The 16,389-nt window shown below is 40.8% G+C and carries 12 protein-coding genes; 3 read left to right on the top strand and 9 right to left on the bottom strand.

Annotated features, from left to right (window positions below; genetic code table 11):
- Positions 1 to 22: 22 nt before the first annotated feature.
- The 4 genes from AC27HL_RS05790 to hemA all read right to left on the bottom strand — a co-directional run bounded on the left by AC27HL_RS05790 (position 23) and on the right by hemA (position 3,883).
- Positions 23 to 397, bottom strand: a complete 375-nt coding sequence (locus tag AC27HL_RS05790) for a SirB2 family protein (protein WP_487079673.1) — start codon at positions 395 to 397, stop codon at positions 23 to 25.
- 34 nt (positions 398 to 431) lie between these two features.
- Positions 432 to 1,277, bottom strand: a complete 846-nt coding sequence (prmC, locus tag AC27HL_RS05785; protein ID WP_487079914.1) for a peptide chain release factor N(5)-glutamine methyltransferase — start codon at positions 1,275 to 1,277, stop codon at positions 432 to 434.
- 50 nt (positions 1,278 to 1,327) lie between these two features.
- Positions 1,328 to 2,416 (bottom strand): peptide chain release factor 1, encoded by a 1,089-nt coding sequence (prfA, locus tag AC27HL_RS05780; RefSeq protein WP_487079671.1) that lies wholly within the window; start codon positions 2,414 to 2,416, stop codon positions 1,328 to 1,330.
- 198 nt (positions 2,417 to 2,614) lie between these two features.
- Positions 2,615 to 3,883 carry a glutamyl-tRNA reductase gene (hemA, locus tag AC27HL_RS05775; protein ID WP_487079912.1) on the bottom strand — a complete coding sequence of 423 codons (1,269 nt, stop codon included), beginning with the start codon at positions 3,881 to 3,883 and terminating at the stop codon, positions 2,615 to 2,617.
- 335 nt (positions 3,884 to 4,218) lie between these two features.
- On the opposite strand from hemA, the gene lolB reads away from it, so the two are divergent.
- The 3 genes from lolB to AC27HL_RS05760 all read left to right on the top strand — a co-directional run bounded on the left by lolB (position 4,219) and on the right by AC27HL_RS05760 (position 6,777).
- Positions 4,219 to 4,833: a lipoprotein insertase outer membrane protein LolB gene (gene lolB / locus AC27HL_RS05770; protein ID WP_487079670.1), complete on the top strand. Its 615-nt coding sequence runs from the start codon at positions 4,219 to 4,221 to the stop codon at positions 4,831 to 4,833.
- A 10-nt stretch (positions 4,834 to 4,843) separates the two neighbouring features.
- The gene (gene ispE, locus AC27HL_RS05765; protein ID WP_487079668.1) at positions 4,844 to 5,704 is read left to right on the top strand and encodes a 4-(cytidine 5'-diphospho)-2-C-methyl-D-erythritol kinase; all 861 of its coding nucleotides are present in this window, start codon (positions 4,844 to 4,846) and stop codon (positions 5,702 to 5,704) included.
- 125 nt (positions 5,705 to 5,829) lie between these two features.
- Positions 5,830 to 6,777: a ribose-phosphate pyrophosphokinase gene (locus AC27HL_RS05760; protein WP_487079910.1), complete on the top strand. Its 948-nt coding sequence runs from the start codon at positions 5,830 to 5,832 to the stop codon at positions 6,775 to 6,777.
- Positions 6,778 to 6,863: 86 nt separating this feature from the next.
- Here the strand turns inward: AC27HL_RS05760 and AC27HL_RS05755 are convergent, their stop codons facing one another.
- The 5 genes from AC27HL_RS05755 to AC27HL_RS05735 form a co-directional block, all read right to left on the bottom strand.
- A complete protein-coding gene (locus AC27HL_RS05755; RefSeq protein ID WP_487079666.1) occupies positions 6,864 to 9,587 on the bottom strand; it encodes a nitrate reductase in 2,724 nt (907 codons plus the stop codon).
- A gap of 114 nt (positions 9,588 to 9,701) precedes the next feature.
- Positions 9,702 to 10,094 carry a nitrite reductase small subunit NirD gene (nirD, locus tag AC27HL_RS05750; protein WP_487079665.1) on the bottom strand — a complete coding sequence of 131 codons (393 nt, stop codon included), beginning with the start codon at positions 10,092 to 10,094 and terminating at the stop codon, positions 9,702 to 9,704.
- Between the two features lie 10 nt (positions 10,095 to 10,104).
- Entirely contained in the window at positions 10,105 to 12,723 is a 2,619-nt protein-coding gene (gene nirB / locus AC27HL_RS05745) for a nitrite reductase large subunit NirB (RefSeq protein ID WP_487079663.1), read from the bottom strand.
- A gap of 181 nt (positions 12,724 to 12,904) precedes the next feature.
- Complete coding sequence (locus tag AC27HL_RS05740; protein WP_487079661.1) at positions 12,905 to 14,785, bottom strand: bifunctional protein-serine/threonine kinase/phosphatase; 1,881 nt, start codon at positions 14,783 to 14,785, stop codon at positions 12,905 to 12,907.
- Positions 14,754 to 16,223 carry a NarK family nitrate/nitrite MFS transporter gene (locus tag AC27HL_RS05735; protein WP_487079660.1) on the bottom strand — a complete coding sequence of 490 codons (1,470 nt, stop codon included), beginning with the start codon at positions 16,221 to 16,223 and terminating at the stop codon, positions 14,754 to 14,756. Before AC27HL_RS05735 ends, AC27HL_RS05740 begins: the two co-directional genes overlap by 32 nt.
- Between the last annotated feature and the right edge of the window lie 166 nt (positions 16,224 to 16,389).

Here is a 16,389-nt window from a genome sequence, read left to right as displayed (position 1 = left end):
TTCTCTTTTAATATCTTTTCAGCTATAGTCCGGCTAAAAATACCGTTTCTTTACTCATCGCCACACGTACAATCAACATAACCCAGCCCATTGCACCTAAAAAGCCAAGAATTTGCATCATACGATTACGAGCAAGTTTTAAGGTGTAGTAACCTGTAAAAATATAGGCCAGTACAGCAAGTAGCTTTTCAGCTAACCAAAGCTGCTCTGCAGGATTCAACGCCAACTTTATTGATAACGCAATACCCAATCCTAGTAGTAAAGTATCGATAATATGTGGGGCAATTTTTAAAAATTTCAACTTTAACTTTTCTGAATTAACTAAGGTTAATGCAAAACGAAAAGTAAATAATAATATGCTGATCGCAGCAACTGTCATATGTAAATGTTTTAGCAAGGGAGTCTCCAATATTTTGTTTGAGCTTTTTTTATTAATTTGCCGTGATAAAACAGCCGTAAGTTATTCTGTCATTATTGTTGTAATCTTTATAGGTCTGGATATTTTCATAACCTAAATCCATTAAAATATTTTGTACTTTTGATGATTGTTCAAAACCATGTTCCAAATATAAATGGCCAGTTTGACAAAAATAGTGTCGTGCCTGATCAGCAATAATTTTTATGTCTGCTAAGCCATTATCTTTTGCAACTAAAGCTGTTGTAGGCTCAAACCTAACATCTCCTTCAGTTAAATGCTGATCTTGCTCATCAATATAAGGAGGATTACTGACAATCACATCATATTTTTTCTCTAAAGGAATGGCCGAGAACCAGTCACTATGAGCTATGTTTACCTGTTGTAAACTTAAATTTTGCGCATTAGTTTGTGCCAAAGCAACAGCGTCATGACTAAAATCTACCGCGTCAATTTGCCATTGTGGTTGTTCAGACGCAAGCGCCAGTGCAATGGCACCGGTTCCTGTTCCTAAATCTAAGCAGTTTAGCGTAGCGCTTGTATGCTGACTTAGCACCAACTCCACTAGTACTTCGGTATCAGGTCTAGGAATTAATGTTGCAGGCGAAACTTGCAAAGGCAAAGACCAAAATTCACGTTCTTTAATAAGATATGCAATTGGCTCACCTTGAATACGACGCTTTAATAACTCAGCAAAATCATTAAGTTGCTCTAATGAGAGTTTACGCTCAGGCCAAGTCAATAAATAACTTCTGGGTTTATCAATGATAAAGCAAACCAGTAATTCAACATCCAACTTAGCGCTATCAGACACGGGCAACAAACATTGCTGCCCAAAGGCAATTAATTGAGCAAGTGTCATCGATGAAAGTTCTTGCACCGATAACACAGGTGATACTGCAAATTTGGACACTAGTTTTGCTCAGCAAGCTCAGCTAATAAGTCTGCCTGACTTTCTTGCATAATTGGCTCTAACACCAGCTGTAAACTGCCTTCCATAATTTCGCCCAAACGATACAAGGTTAAATTAATTCGATGATCACTCATACGCCCTTGTGGGAAGTTATAGGTGCGAATACGTTCAGAGCGGTCGCCACTTGCCACCAAGTTACGACGTGAAGATTCTTCTTCGCTGCGACGCTTCTCGTCTTCAGCTTGCTGTAGACGTGCCTGCAAAACCGACATCGCCTGCGCGCGGTTTTTATGCTGCGAACGTTGGTCTTGACACTCAACCACAACACCGGTTGGAATATGAGTAATTCGAATAGCCGAGTCAGTTTTGTTAACGTGCTGACCACCAGCGCCTGAGGCTCTAAAGGTATCAACTTTTAAGTCAGCTTTATTAATTTCAATAGCTTGTGACTCTGGAATTTCAGGCATAACAACCACGGTACAAGCAGAGGTATGTACACGGCCTTGTGATTCTGTTTCTGGTACACGTTGTACACGATGACCACCAGATTCATATTTCATTTGCCCGTAAACGCCTTCACCATTAATTTTAGCAACAATTTCTTTGAAGCCGCCTTGCTCACTTTCATTTGAATTCATTAATTCAATTTTCCAGCCTTGCTTTTCAGCATAACGACTGTACATACGGAACAGATCGCCTACGAAAATAGCCGCTTCATCGCCGCCAGCACCAGCACGAATTTCAACAAAACAGTTGTTATCGTCTTTCGGGTCACGTGGCAGCAATAAAATTTGCAGCTCTTCAGTCATTTTTTCTACCGCTTTTTTTGCGGCTTTAAACTCTTCTTGCGCCATTTCACGCATATCAGGATCATCGTCCTTAAGCATTTCTTCTGCGGTAGCAAAATCATCTTCAGCTTCTTGAAAGGCATGAAATGCAGAAGTAACAACTTCTAATTGAGAAAACTCTTTCGATAATGCTTGAAATTTTTCTTGATCAGCTATGGTCTCAGGATCAGACAATAATGCTTGCACTTCTTCAAAGCGCTCAACAAGAATCTCAAGTTTTTGATAAACAGATTTATTCATTAAATGATCTTATATAGTCAATAATTGATGAATTACTCGCGCATTATATTCGACAAGGCAAGTAAATAGCAGTAATTTCTTAAAGTAGGTAAATTAGCAGGCAGTATAAAGAGCTTAGCAAGCAGTTTCAACGTTGAGCAGCATTAGATGTTAGGTAATGCCCCATAAAAGGTACATACTTCTCGTAGGCTTTATCGCTTACTCTTGATGATCAATGTTAAATATATCACGCAAGTAAACTAAGCGATCTAACTCTCCACCTTGTGCCGCCGACTGAATAGCACTGGTTGGCGCATGCATAAACTTATTGGTTAATTTCGTCGCAAGCTCTGCGATAACGGCTTCGGGATTTTTATTAGCGGCAAGTTGCTGCATGGCTTTTTCCAGCAATTGGTCACGATTATCTAAACATTGTTTACGATAAGAAATCACCGTATCTTGCGTATTCAAACCACGCAGCCAAGACATAAAACTTGTAGATTGGTCGCTAACTATACCTTCGGCAAGCACGGCTTCTTTGCGACGATTTTCCAAATTTTTAGCAATAATACTTTGCAAGTCGTCAACAGTGTAAAGAAATACATCTTCTAAATCAGACACTTGCTCTTCAATATCACGCGGTACGGCTAAATCAACCATAAACATAGGTCGGTGCTTTCTTTTCGCTAAAGCTTGCTCAACCATACCTTTACCTATGATAGGAAGAGTACTACCGGTTGAACTTATCACAATATCAGCATTCGCCATCATTTCTGGTATTTGTGCGAGCGTGATAACATCAGCGCCAAATTGCCCCGCCATATTTTCCGCACGGCTTAACGTACGGTTAGCAACCGTAATATGGCCAACTTTGTTTTCATATAGGTGTTTTGCAACTAACTCAATAGTTTCACCTGCACCAACTAGCAATACTCGCGCTTTTTCTAAACTAGCAAATATATGTTTTGCTAAATTTACCGCGGCAAAAGCAACAGAAACGGCACTCGCGCCAATTTCAGTGTCGGTGCGAACTTGCTTTGCAACACCAAATGTACGTTGAAACAGTCTGTCCATCACTAAAGCCATAGAGCCTGCTGCTTTAGCTTGGTTATAGGCTTGTTTCATTTGCCCTAAAATTTGCGGTTCACCAAGGACTAATGAATCTAAACCACAAGCGACGCGCATCATATGATTAACGGCATGTTGATCTTGATGCCAATACAAACTCGGCGTAATAGTTGAAGCTGGCACATTATGGTGTTGCTCTAACCAGCGCACTAAACGCTCTTGTGTTAAAGCGACTTCACCTTCTTGTACTAAGTACAACTCGGTGCGGTTACAGGTTGATAAAATCGCAGCTTCCTTGCACTCGACTGAGTGAATCAGTTCTTGCAAAGCAGTACTTAAGTTATCAGGGTTAAATGAAATTTTTTCCCTAACCGCTACTGGTGCTGTTTTATGATTTATACCTACTGCAACTATCGACATATGAATATAGTGAACCCAATTTAATTTCAATGGCACGCAAAATTTGCTGCTAACAATTAGTTGTAAACAAGCTAATTATAAGCCAGTAGGAACTAATTGACCCTATTATCAGCCAGATAATAAAAAAAACCTATGATCTGCGACAAAAAATCGCGATAATTTTACGAAAGATCACATTAAATTGAAAGCTTACATGCGCTATTGTTCATGCTAATTCGTTCTTTGTTATGGTAGTAAATCAGCGACCAAACGATATTTACGTTTTTAACTTTAAGCTTTACTTTGGCTGTTTTGCCTAATAACAAATTTTTTAAATTTACCAAAACAGGAATAGCATGCACAAAAATTTTGTATTCATTATCTTCTTACTGACTGTACTGTCGGCTTGTACTAGTACCAAGGACGTGCCCATTGATAACAATCAGCTAACGCAAAGTATCGAGTATCGCAATGAACAGTTATTAAAGCTTAATACTTGGACAATTGCTGGAAAAATAGCTTTTATTAATAGTAAAGAGCGTCAAAGTGCTACCTTACATTGGCAAAAAGATCAAAACACTCACTCAGAATCATTAAACCTATCAACTGTGTTTGGTATAAATGTTTTAGAACTGAAACGTGAGAAAAGTAACTTTAGTTTAGAAGTAGATGGTGAGACTTATCAAACTCAAGATCTCGACAATTTAATTTATCAGTTAACAGGGTTAAACTTGCCAACTCGCGCAATGAGCCATTGGTTAAAAGGCATAGCGTATTTGCCATCAGATCACATTCAATATCATGACATTACTCAATTGCCAACGATGTTAACAAGCAATTACAACAATAGGTCATGGCAGATTAATTACAGCAAATATCATCATATTGGCCCATTTCAATTAGCTAAACAGCTAACCATACGCCAAGATGATTTGCGCATAAAAATTGTCATTCATTCTTGGCAAATTTAACGAGGTTATCGTGAGTACTCAAGCATTTTATTCATTCTCTGCCCCCGCAAAATTAAATCTTTTTTTACACATAGTTGGCCGACTCGATAATGGCTATCATCAACTAGAAACCGTATTTCAATTTTTAGACCACAGTGATACGGTTTTTATAAAACCAACACATGATCAGCAAATAACACTGTTAACACCAATCCCTGGCGTTGAAAATAACGACAACCTTATTGTTAAAGCCGCCATCATGTTGCAAAAACATACTGGTTGTCAGCAAGGCGCAGAAATTAAACTTGAAAAAATACTACCTATGGGCGGAGGCTTAGGAGGTGGCTCTTCCAACGCTGCAACCGTACTACTTGCATTAAATGCACTATGGAATACACAATTGTCGATTGATGAATTGGCGCACTTAGGTGTACAGCTTGGTGCTGATGTACCTATTTTTGTTCATGGTTTCGCCGCCTTTGCACAAGGTATTGGCGAGCAGCTTACCCCAGCAACACCTAAAACTTATTGGTATTTAGTCTCAAAACCCGATTGTAGCATTTCTACGCAAAGTGTTTTTACCGCCGCAGATTTAACCAGAGATACACCAGCTATACGATACAGAGATGCCGATATAGAAAATTACCATAATGATTGTCAAACTTGGGTAATAAAACACTACCCTGAGGTTGCCAAGCTACTGAGTTGGTTGATAGAATACGCGCCGTCTCAAATGACTGGCACTGGTGCGTGTATTTTCTCGCGTTTTAGTTCAGAAAATGAGGCTCGCCACGTACAGTCTTTACTGCCAGAAGGCATAGAGTCTTTCGTTGCTCAAGGATTAAATCAATCGCCTTTGCACGCTGAAATTATGGCCGCGCTGCGCAATTGAGTTCAGATGAGTTTTCATCTAAATGCCATTAAAACTGGCAAAGATAAAATAATTTGCTGATATTTAACCTATCGTTTTATTTCAGTATCGTAATGTAAATGTCACAAGTTTCTGAGGAACTGACAGTGCCTGACATGAAAATTTTTGCGGGTAACGCCACCCCTGAACTGGCCAAACAAATTGCTAATCGCCTTTACATCACCTTAGGCGAAGCCAAGGTGGGTAGTTTTAGTGATGGTGAAATTAGTGTTGAAATTACTGAAAACGTGCGCGGCGCGGATGTTTTTATTATTCAATCAACATGTGCGCCTACCAATGATAATTTAATGGAACTAATCGTCATGATCGATGCGCTACGCCGTGCATCTGCTGGACGTATTACTGCTGTTATGCCTTACTTTGGTTACGCTCGTCAAGATCGTCGCGTTCGTAGTGCTCGTGTACCAATTACAGCAAAAGTTGTTGCTGATTTCTTATCAAGTGTTGGTGTTGACCGTGTTCTTACGGTTGATTTACACGCAGAGCAAATTCAAGGTTTCTTTGATGTTCCAGTAGATAACGTGTTCGGCACGCCTATCTTGCTAGAAGACATGTTAGATAGAAACATTGAAAATCCAGTCGTTGTTTCACCTGATATTGGCGGTGTTGTACGTGCACGTGCAGTCGCAAAATTATTAGATGACGCTGACTTAGCCATTATCGACAAACGTCGCCCGAAAGCTAACGTTGCACAAGTTATGCATATTATTGGTGATGTTAAAGGTCGTGATTGTTTCATCGTTGACGACATGATTGATACTGGCGGTACCTTGGCAAAAGCTGCTGAAGCATTAAAAGATCACGGTGCAAAACGTGTATTCGCTTATGCAACTCACCCGGTACTTTCAGGCAACGCTGCTGAAAACCTAAAAAATTCAGTTATTGATGAAGTTGTTGTTACTGACTCAATTCCACTGTCAAAAGAAATTAAAGCGCTAGGCAATGTTCGCCAACTTACCTTAAGTGGTATGTTGTCTGAAGCCATTCGCCGTGTTTGTAACGAAGAGTCTATCTCAGCTATGTTTGATGCTTAATCAAACCTAGTTCATGCGTAAACAGCGCAAAAAAAGCACCTTAGGGTGCTTTTTTAATATCAAAAAACCATTGAAAATAATCCGCCTTATAAAACTTCTGTTATTTCGGCGGCCATATCAGCACTATGCTGTTTTATTAATTGCGCCAGCTCAGGCTTGCACGAGCCACAATTAGTACCACACTTTAACTTATTCCCTAGTGCTTCCACCGTATTAACGCCAGCTTTTATTTCGTCAACAATACTATTCTCAGCGACATTAAAGCATGAGCAAACTTGCTTACCAAGACTAAACTCACTACTTGCCTGCCCCAACAACAATGCTTGTATATCGCTAAACGCTAATGCTGTTTTGGCAAATAAATGTTTAATCCAAGCATCTTCAACTTCAAGCCATTGAGATGAGACATTGAGCACCAATAGTAACTTTTTATCGGCTAATAAAATAACATGGTTCCTAGTATCATCACCAAAGCTCAACCACTCAATATTGCTTTTGTCACTGAGCTTAAGCTGAATTTCAACCAGCCTTTGACACCACTGCAATACATCAGCTATTGCCATTTCATTGGCAACATTTAACTGTACACCATAGTCATTATTATTTTTCAGCCAAAAACTTATACCTTTCAATGCCGACTCAAAATTGATTTTGGATAGTAATGACTTACTGATATGACAATCAACAAACTGAGTAAACTGTGTTTTGCTAATCGCAATTGGCACTTGCTTGCTTTCCGGTTGGCCAGACAGCTTATCGACAATACTTGGGTATAAACGACTGATATTGGCATCAGAAGCAAACTGCTTGTTCCAATGGATCGGCATAAAACACTCTTTTGCTCGTAAACCATTATCAACTTTAACCGGCACTAGTATAGGTTTAGAGCTAGAACTGGCCGATGTTACTGCAACAACATCGCCCTCGGCTACATTAAGTAGTGCCATATCATGACGATTAATGTACAGATAAGGCTTAGTGCTGTGTTGAGTTAATGCAGCTGACAAACTGGTCCGTGTCATGCTATGCCAATGATCCCGCAAACGGCCACTGTTTAAAATAAATGGAAACTGTTTAGTGGTGACTAACTTTGGTAACTGAGGTTCAACGGCAAACAATTGAGCTTTTTTAGTTGTTGTCGCAAAACCGCCATTTTCAAATACCCGTGAACAACCATCAGGAAACTCTTTATTCACTGGCCACTGTATAGGTTTAAGCTCGTCGTAAGCTTTTTTGGTTAAATGAGCTAAGCCAGAAATATCAAACAATCGCTTTGATTGCTGATTTATTTCGGTTAAGCCGGCAAACTCGGTAAATATTTCACTGACATCTTGATAATCAAAACCGCTAAAGCCCATGGCAGTAGCAACATCAGCAATTATTTGCCAATCATGACGAGCCTCGCCGTAGGCTGGTTGCACAGCTCGTTGTCGAGAGATACGACGTTCTGAATTAGTTACCGTGCCATTTTTTTCCAGCCAAGGCGTTGCCGGTAACTTAACATTCGCAAAGGCAAGCGTGTCGTTTTCACTAACACAATCAGACACCACAACCAGTGGGCATTTGGCTAGCGCGCGCTCAACTTTATCGCGCTCAGGTAAGCTCACCAGCGGGTTCGTTGCCATGATCCACACCGCTTTAATTTCGCCACGTTCAATGGCGTCAAACATAGCTATCGCACTTTTACCGGCAGTTTCCACCATGGTGGGAGATTGCCAATAGCTTTGCACGTAATCGCGGTGTTCTGCATTTTCAATATCAAGATGAGCGGTTAGTTGATTCGCTAAACCACCAACCTCTCTTCCTCCCATGGCATTAGGTTGCCCTGTAATTGAAAATGGGCCGCTGCCCTGCTGGGCTATTTTACCGCTAGCTAAATGACAATTAATAATACTCTGGCATTTCTCAACACCGCTGCTTGATTGGTTAATGCCCATTGAATACAGTGTAATGGCTGAACTGCTTTGAGAAAACAATCGATACACTTGCACTAATTGGCTGAGCTTAAGATCACAGTATGCCGCCACACGTTCAATTGGCCATAGCGCAGCAACAGCTAATGCCTCATCAATACCTTCAGTGTGCTCTTTTATATAGCGCTCATCTAATCCGCCGTATAACGAAAGATAGCTTAGCAAGCCATTAAAAAATGCCGCATCGGTACCCGGCTTTATCGCAAGGTGATAATCTGAAGATTCAGTAGTTGCTGTCGCCCTTGGGTCAATAACCACTAACTTCATCTTCGGATTAATTTTCCGTGCTCTTTCGATACGTTGAAACAAGACGGGGTGTGTCCATGCCGCATTTGAACCAGTGATCAACAACAACTCAGTACTTTCCAAATCGCGATAATTACATGGCACCACATCTTCACCAAAACTACGTTTATAAGCCGCAACTGCTGATGACATGCAAAGCCGTGAATTAGTATCGATATTACCCGAGCCGATATAGCCTTTCATGAGCTTATTGGCGAGGTAATAATCTTCTGTTAATAGTTGCCCGGAAACATAAAAAGCCACTGAGTTTTTACCATACTTCTTAATAGTATCAGCAAAGCCACGAGCAACTTTTTTAATCGCCTCAGGCCAGGACACGGTTTCTCCATTAACTTCAGGCGCAAGTAAACGCCCGCTAACATCGAGTGTATTAAGAAGGTTAGTACCTTTTACACAAAGGCGACCAAAGTTTGCCGGATGATCAACACTAGCTTGCAGTTTTGTCGCCTTATTTCCTTGCTTGGTAATATCGACGCCACAACCTACCCCACAGTAGGCACAAGTACTTTCAATAATTTTATCCTGTGGCACAATTATCCCCTATGGTGCATCGCCCTCAAGCAACGCCTCCTATATCAAAACAATGTTATAATTGACATATTGCTGACATGACTAATAACATCGGTAAAATGCTGTTATAAACGGTTAAACAAGTAATTGAATTTGTTTATCCAAAATACGAACTGGATATTTTTTTACCTGTACGTCTTCCTGTAAACATTGACCGGTTTGTAATGAAAAATGCTGTTTGAACAGCGGCGATGCAACAACAAGATCGTCACCTACACTGCCAACAATACCGCGATAGAGCACATTCGCTTGCCCGATAGGATCATAATTACCTATGGCAAAAACTTGCTGCTCAGTATTAGGTAAGTGAAAAATAGCCACTTGTTCATCGGTAACTGCCGCATTATGGTTTTGCTCAAGCAGCGCACAAACACCTGAATGTGCAACTAAGTCTTCCAATTGGCAGACAGTTTGCCATTGTTGCTCATCGACTGCGTTTGCTGGTTTTACTGTTGTTTTTAATGACATCTTTATCTCCTTAAGCCGGTTCAGCAATGCTTGAGCTTTTCGCGGATTCAATTTCATTTGAGCTAGCTGTCTTCGGTGCCGGTTGCTTAGTATTTACCGCAATACGCTCATGTTGATAAGCGGGTCGAATTTGTTGACGTTCTTCAACAAACTGAATATGACCATCGGCTTTCTCGGAATTAACAAAAGGTTTAAAACGCTTTAATGCTTGAGGATCGGCAAGTGTGGTTTTCCACTCGCATTGATAACTATCGACAATACTAAGCATTTGCGCTTCAAGTTCCTTAGCAAGCTGCAAGCTATCATCAATAACCACTTGTTGTAGGTAACTGAGGCCTCCCTCTAAGTTGTCCATCCAAACGGAAGTGCGCTGTAATCTATCGCCAGTATTAACATAAAACATCAACACTCTATCAATATACTTGATCAGAGTTTCATCATCTAAATCAGTGGCGAATAAATCACCGTGACGTGGCTTCATGCCACCATTACCACATACATAAAGGTTCCAACCTTTATCTGTCGCAATAACACCAATATCTTTACTTTGAGCTTCAGCACACTCTCGGGTACAGCCAGAAACGGCAAGCTTAACTTTATGAGGAGCACGCAAGCCTTTGTAACGATTCTCTAAGCGTATTGCCATGCTCACACTGTCTTGAACTCCGTATCGACACCAGCTAGAGCCGACACAAGATTTTACCGTTCTAAGTGACTTTCCGTAGGCGTGACCGGTTTCAAAGCCTGCAGCAATTAACTCTTGCCAAATAGTCGGTAACTGTTCAACGCGGGCACCAAATAAATCGACACGTTGACCACCGGTTATTTTGGTGTACAAGTTATATTTTTTTGCCACTTCACCTAGTACAATCAATTTATCTGGGGTAATTTCTCCGCCAGCAATACGAGGCACGACGGAATAGCTGCCATCTTTTTGCATATTGGCGAGGTAGGTGTCATTGGTGTCTTGTAGGCCGACATGAGGCTTTTCTAAAATATAATCATTCCAAACAGAGGCAAAAATAGACGCTGCTAATGGCTTACAAACTTCACAGCCCAAGCCTTGACCATGAGACGATAATAACTGCTCAAACTCTCTGATTTTTTCAACTTTAACAATATCAAACAGCTCTCGGCGTGAATATGCAAAATGCTCACAGATATCCTTTTTCACTTCAACGCCGCGCTGCTCTAACAAGCTGTCGGTAACATTTTTCACTAATGCCGCACAACCACCACAACCTGAGCTAGCTTTGGTACAACTTTTTATCTCTCCCACCGTACACGCGCCGTTATCAATTGCGCTAACAATGTCGCCTTTAGTAACATTGTGGCAAGAACAAATTGTCGCACTGTCAGGTAGGGCATCAACACCTAAAGCCGGTTGCTCAGCTGCCATAGGTAAAATTAATGATTCTGGCGACTCAGGCAAATCGATGCCATTAAGCATATATTGTAAAAGCGTGTCATATTCACCGGTATCACCAATTAACACCGCACCAAGTAGCTGGGTTTTCTCGGCATTAACCACTAATTTCTTATAAACACCACTTGCTTGATTTTCGTAGGTATAGCAAAGTGCCCCAGAGGTTTTTGCATGGGCATCGCCAATAGAGCCAACATCAACGCCCATTAATTTCAACTTGGTACTCATATCTGCACCAGTAAATTCAGTGTTTTGCCCTAAAATATTCTGCGCCGCCACTTTGGCCATGGCATACCCTGGCGCGACCAAGCCAAAGATAAAGTTGTTCCATAGCGCACATTCACCAATGGCATAGATATTTGCCACCGACGTTTGACATTGATTATCAATAAAAATGCCGCCACGTTCACCTACATCAATGTCAAAGTTACGCGCTAATTGATCATAAGGACGAATACCTGCTGAAAACAAAATGACATCAGTTTCTAATTCACTACCATCACTAAAACACAATTTATAGCGGCAGTTGTCACCAGCGATAATTTCATTGGTTGCTTTTGAGGTATGCACTTCAACGCCAAGCTCATTAATTTTAGCTTTTAGCAACCGTCCCGCACCAGCATCAATTTGCACCGCCATTAGCTGTGGCGCAAATTCAACCACATGGGTTTTCAAACCTAACTGTTTTAAAGCATTTACCGCTTCTAAGCCCAATAAACCGCCACCAATAACTACACCAACGTTACTGACTTCAGCACTGGCTTTTATTGCTTCTAAATCATCAATGGTTCGATAAACTAAACAATGCGCCTGATCTTTACCGGGGATAGGTGGCACAAAGGGATAAGAGCCAGTAGCTAACACTAACTTGTCATAGTGGTATTGCAGTCCTTGCTCGGTTTCAACAATACGCTTAGCTTTGTTGATATTGGTAACTTTAGCATTAACAGCAAAGTTAACTTGCCATGCTTGATAAATTTTATCATTGGTCATGGCTAAGTCTTCTGCAGACTTACCTGAAAAATACTCCGAGAGGTGAACCCGGTCGTATGCCAATCTCGATTCCGCAGAGAGTACGGTTATCTCTATATTTTTCTCTTTTGCGCCTAACTCAACCAGTTGTTCAACAAAGTGATGACCAACCATGCCATTGCCAATAACAACAACTTTTGTTTTTTCAACTTCCTGATTATCTCTATTCATGCTCTCATCTTCGCTCACTCAACTTAAACAGAGAGTTTGCAAAGCAAGTGCCAGTTAATCTTTATCTTAAAAATCAACAATTAAAACTTTCCATCAAGACAAAACGCGAACTAGTGCACTAGCTTGATGATGCAATCGCACCAGTGCTGTGCAGCATGTTTATTATTAGTAAGTCGAGATTTTAAAAAGCAAGCGCCATAAGTAGCGCGAAAAATAATATAAACGCTATAGCTTGCCAAAATTGTACCGGATAACGCTTTACCAGCGGCAAGTTTTGATATGCTTGTAAAACATCAATATTGGGCTTGTTTAAATCTGCGAAAAATTCAGAATAGGCTTGATAGCGATCTCTAGGATCCGCTTGCAATGACTTTTTCAAAGCTAAGTCTAACCATAACGGTAAATCACGGCGATATTCTCTAATGCTACGATATTGCCATAATGGATAGTCTTTTACCTTGCTATGACTAGATGCCATAGGCTTATATGGTAGTGCCCCGGATAGTAACTCATAACAGATAACGCCGAGTGAAAATAAATCACTTTGGTGATCAGCATGCATAGTCAACAATGTTTCAGGAGCAATGTAATTTAATGTCCCCTGCGGTACCGTTTCGGGCAGTGAATGTATACTTTCATCTTGCGCGGCTATCAGCACAGTACCGTAATCAATAAGGGTAATTTTTCCTGACGAGTTAATCATGATGTTGTCAGGTTTTAAATCTCTATGCACTAAATCTAAGCGTTGAAAGGCACGCAGCGCACTGATGATTTGGCTAACAATATCACGTACTTGTGCAATACTTGGACTTGGGTTGTCATGCATCCATTCAGTTAATGGCTGGCCATCTATAAACTGGCAAACATGATATAAAGATTTTCGATTACTTTGGCCAGCAATAACACGCATAACATTGCCATGCTTAATGCGCTCACCTACCCACCCCTCTCTTAGAAAGCCCTGAATATAAATAGCATCATCAATAAAGTTCACCGATGGCACTTTTAATACTAACGGCTGCTCGTGTTCGACGTGTTCAACTAAATATAAATGTGAACGCACACTGGCATGTAATATTTTTTTTACGAGATAGCCATCAAGCTTTTGGCCTACCTGCAATGCAGGCGGAATAACCTGAGATAGCAGCTCTTGCTGAATTTCTGCCAAATTCCGCTTAGGCACACTACGAATGTAGACTAGTACGCAGCTGACATTGTCTTGGCTTCCCGCCGCAATAGCTTGTTCGGTAATTTGCGAGCTCGCTTGTTCAAGCATAGCTTTATTGGGTTTAACAGGAAGTGACGCTAAGACTTTTATCAGCTGTGCTTTCGATAAATGCTGATGCACACCATCACTGGTCAAAATAAAAATATCGCCAGCATTAATGGCCAACTGATAATGGTCAACTTTTAAATGACTATCGGCACCTAAAGCTCTGGTCAATATACTGCCGCCTAGTCCATGCTTTTGGCTGTGATCGCGAGTAACAATAGTGTATTCATCACCTTCACTCGCGCTAAATGTTTGCCGACTATATTTTACGACACGGGTGTCGCCAACATGAAAAATATAGGCTCGACATGACTTAATAATTAAGGCAGTAAATGTGCTTAACCATTGCTGAGTATTTTTTTCATCTTCAACGTTATTCTCATTAGTTTTGCTGCCCTGAGTGAATAACCACTGGTTTAAACTTTTTAAGACCTTAGCAGCAGACTTTTCAGTCGACCAAGATGCAGCAGTTGCATAGTACTCCTGGATAAATTGTGTCACAGAAAGTTGTGCGGCTTGCGCCGCATGACTGGCACTTGAAACGCCATCGGCAATGGCGATAGCAATGCCTTTTGCTTCTCGCTCGATCGGATCCGGTTGCAATGCAGCAAAGGCATCTTGGTTTTCAGATTTATAACCACTTTTAGATGTGCCACCAATAACAGCCTCCAACACAGCGGCCTCATCGCCTTGCGCTATACTTTCTCCGCTAGCTGTATTTTTTTGTGACTTTTCTACTTTGCTTTTAATCATGGCTTTAGCCAACATTAATGAGTTCAACCGTGCCATCTTCACGCACTTCAGCAATACTGCCTTTAGGCTCTTCCATAAAAAGCAGCGCAACAAAACCAAGTACCGCCGTTGCCGCAATAACCAAAAAGAATTGGCTGTAAGGAACTATCGTTAATACGGTTAAGTAAACTACCGCTCCTACATTACCGTAAGCACCGGTCATGCCGGCAATTTGGCCGGTTAAACTGCGTTTAATTAAAGGAACCGCAGCAAACACCGCCCCTTCTCCGGCCTGAACAAAGAATGAACATAACATTGCCGCCGTCACCGCTAAAGCTAATGGCCAAGATGCAGAAATCATCGACATTGCAAAGTAACCTAGTGCCAAGCCCGCCGTTAAAATCAGTAAAGTTTTCTTACGACCATATTTATCACTTAACCAACCTCCTCCAGGACGTGACATTAAGTTCATAAAGGCATATGTTGAAGCCAACATAGCGGCCAATACCATGTCTAACGCAAAGGTTTCGGCGAAAAATAACGGTAACATAGAAACAACCGCGAGCTCAGAGCCAAATGTGGCAAAATATAAAACGTTTAACACCGCAACTTGCTTAAATTTATATTGTTGTGCTGTCGGTATTGTCGATTGAAAAACCTTAGCATTAACTTTATAAGTTTGTATTAACTCAACAACAAAAAGCGCAAATAACGCTAAATAAACCAAAATTGCACTTTGCTCTGAAAGTAAACTCACACCGGTAGGTGATAATTTCCAAGTCAGTAATGCTAAAGCGCCATACATAGGTATTTTCATTAGGATCAGCAGAAAAAAATCATTTCGACTGGTTACCAACATAGCGCCACTATTTCGTGGTTTGAAGTAGGTTGAGCCTTGCGGAGTATCTTTAACATTGAAATACCATATAGCACTAAAGATTAAACTCATTAGCCCGGTCAGTGCCACCGCATAACGCCAGCCATCTTCACCACCGAAAAGTAGCGCTAAACTAGGGAGTAACATTGCAGCAGCTGCTGAACCAAAGTTTCCCCAACCACCATAAATCCCCTCAGCAGTGCCAAGTTCATTGGCCGGAAACCACTCGCTAACCATACGTATACCGATGACAAAACCAGCACCAATAAAACCCAGTAAGAACCGTGATAAAGCGGCTTGCTCAAAGTCAGATGCAATGGCAAACATAAAACAAGGAATACTACAAAGTGCAAGTAATAAGGCATAAACAAGCCGAGGACCATATTTGTCGGTTAACATGCCAATTATGACGCGTGCCGGAATGGTTAGCGCAACATTTAATAACAACAAGGTTTTAATTTCCGACGCTGATAAGTTCAGGCTATCGGCAATAACAGAAAGTAATGGCGCATGGTTAAACCATACTGCGAAAGTAATAAAGAACGCCATCCAACTTAAATGCAACACTTTCATTTTACCGACAAATGAAAAGATTTTAATCCCAGCTTGCTCTACCATGCAGTTTATCCTTAAAAAATTTAATAAATCAGTACATCACTCAGCAAACTTAATACCAGCATCAGAAAATAAAACCTTATACATTAAAAATCATAAACTTAAAGAAAACAACAAAGCTAAATCGTAAAGATGAAATAACAATTATGTCACCTTAATAGTGCTCGTT

Source organism: Colwellia aquaemaris, assembly GCF_057548755.1.
This window is presented reverse-complemented; position numbering and strand designations above follow the sequence as displayed.

What these genes read in the sequence shown, in the direction of transcription:
- prmC (WP_487079914.1), bottom strand. Translation starts at nt 1,277, where the DNA reads ATGACACTTGCTCAATTAATTGCCTTTGGGCAGCAATGTTTGTTGCCC.
- prfA (WP_487079671.1), bottom strand. Translation starts at nt 2,416, where the DNA reads ATGAATAAATCTGTTTATCAAAAACTTGAGATTCTTGTTGAGCGCTTT.
- hemA (WP_487079912.1), bottom strand. Translation starts at nt 3,883, where the DNA reads ATGTCGATAGTTGCAGTAGGTATAAATCATAAAACAGCACCAGTAGCG.
- lolB (WP_487079670.1), top strand. Translation starts at nt 4,219, where the DNA reads ATGCACAAAAATTTTGTATTCATTATCTTCTTACTGACTGTACTGTCG.
- nirD (WP_487079665.1), bottom strand. Translation starts at nt 10,094, where the DNA reads ATGTCATTAAAAACAACAGTAAAACCAGCAAACGCAGTCGATGAGCAA.
- nirB (WP_487079663.1), bottom strand. Translation starts at nt 12,723, where the DNA reads ATGAATAGAGATAATCAGGAAGTTGAAAAAACAAAAGTTGTTGTTATT.
- AC27HL_RS05740 (WP_487079661.1), bottom strand. Translation starts at nt 14,785, where the DNA reads ATGGCACGGTTGAACTCATTAATGTTGGCTAAAGCCATGATTAAAAGC.
- AC27HL_RS05735 (WP_487079660.1), bottom strand. Translation starts at nt 16,223, where the DNA reads ATGGTAGAGCAAGCTGGGATTAAAATCTTTTCATTTGTCGGTAAAATG.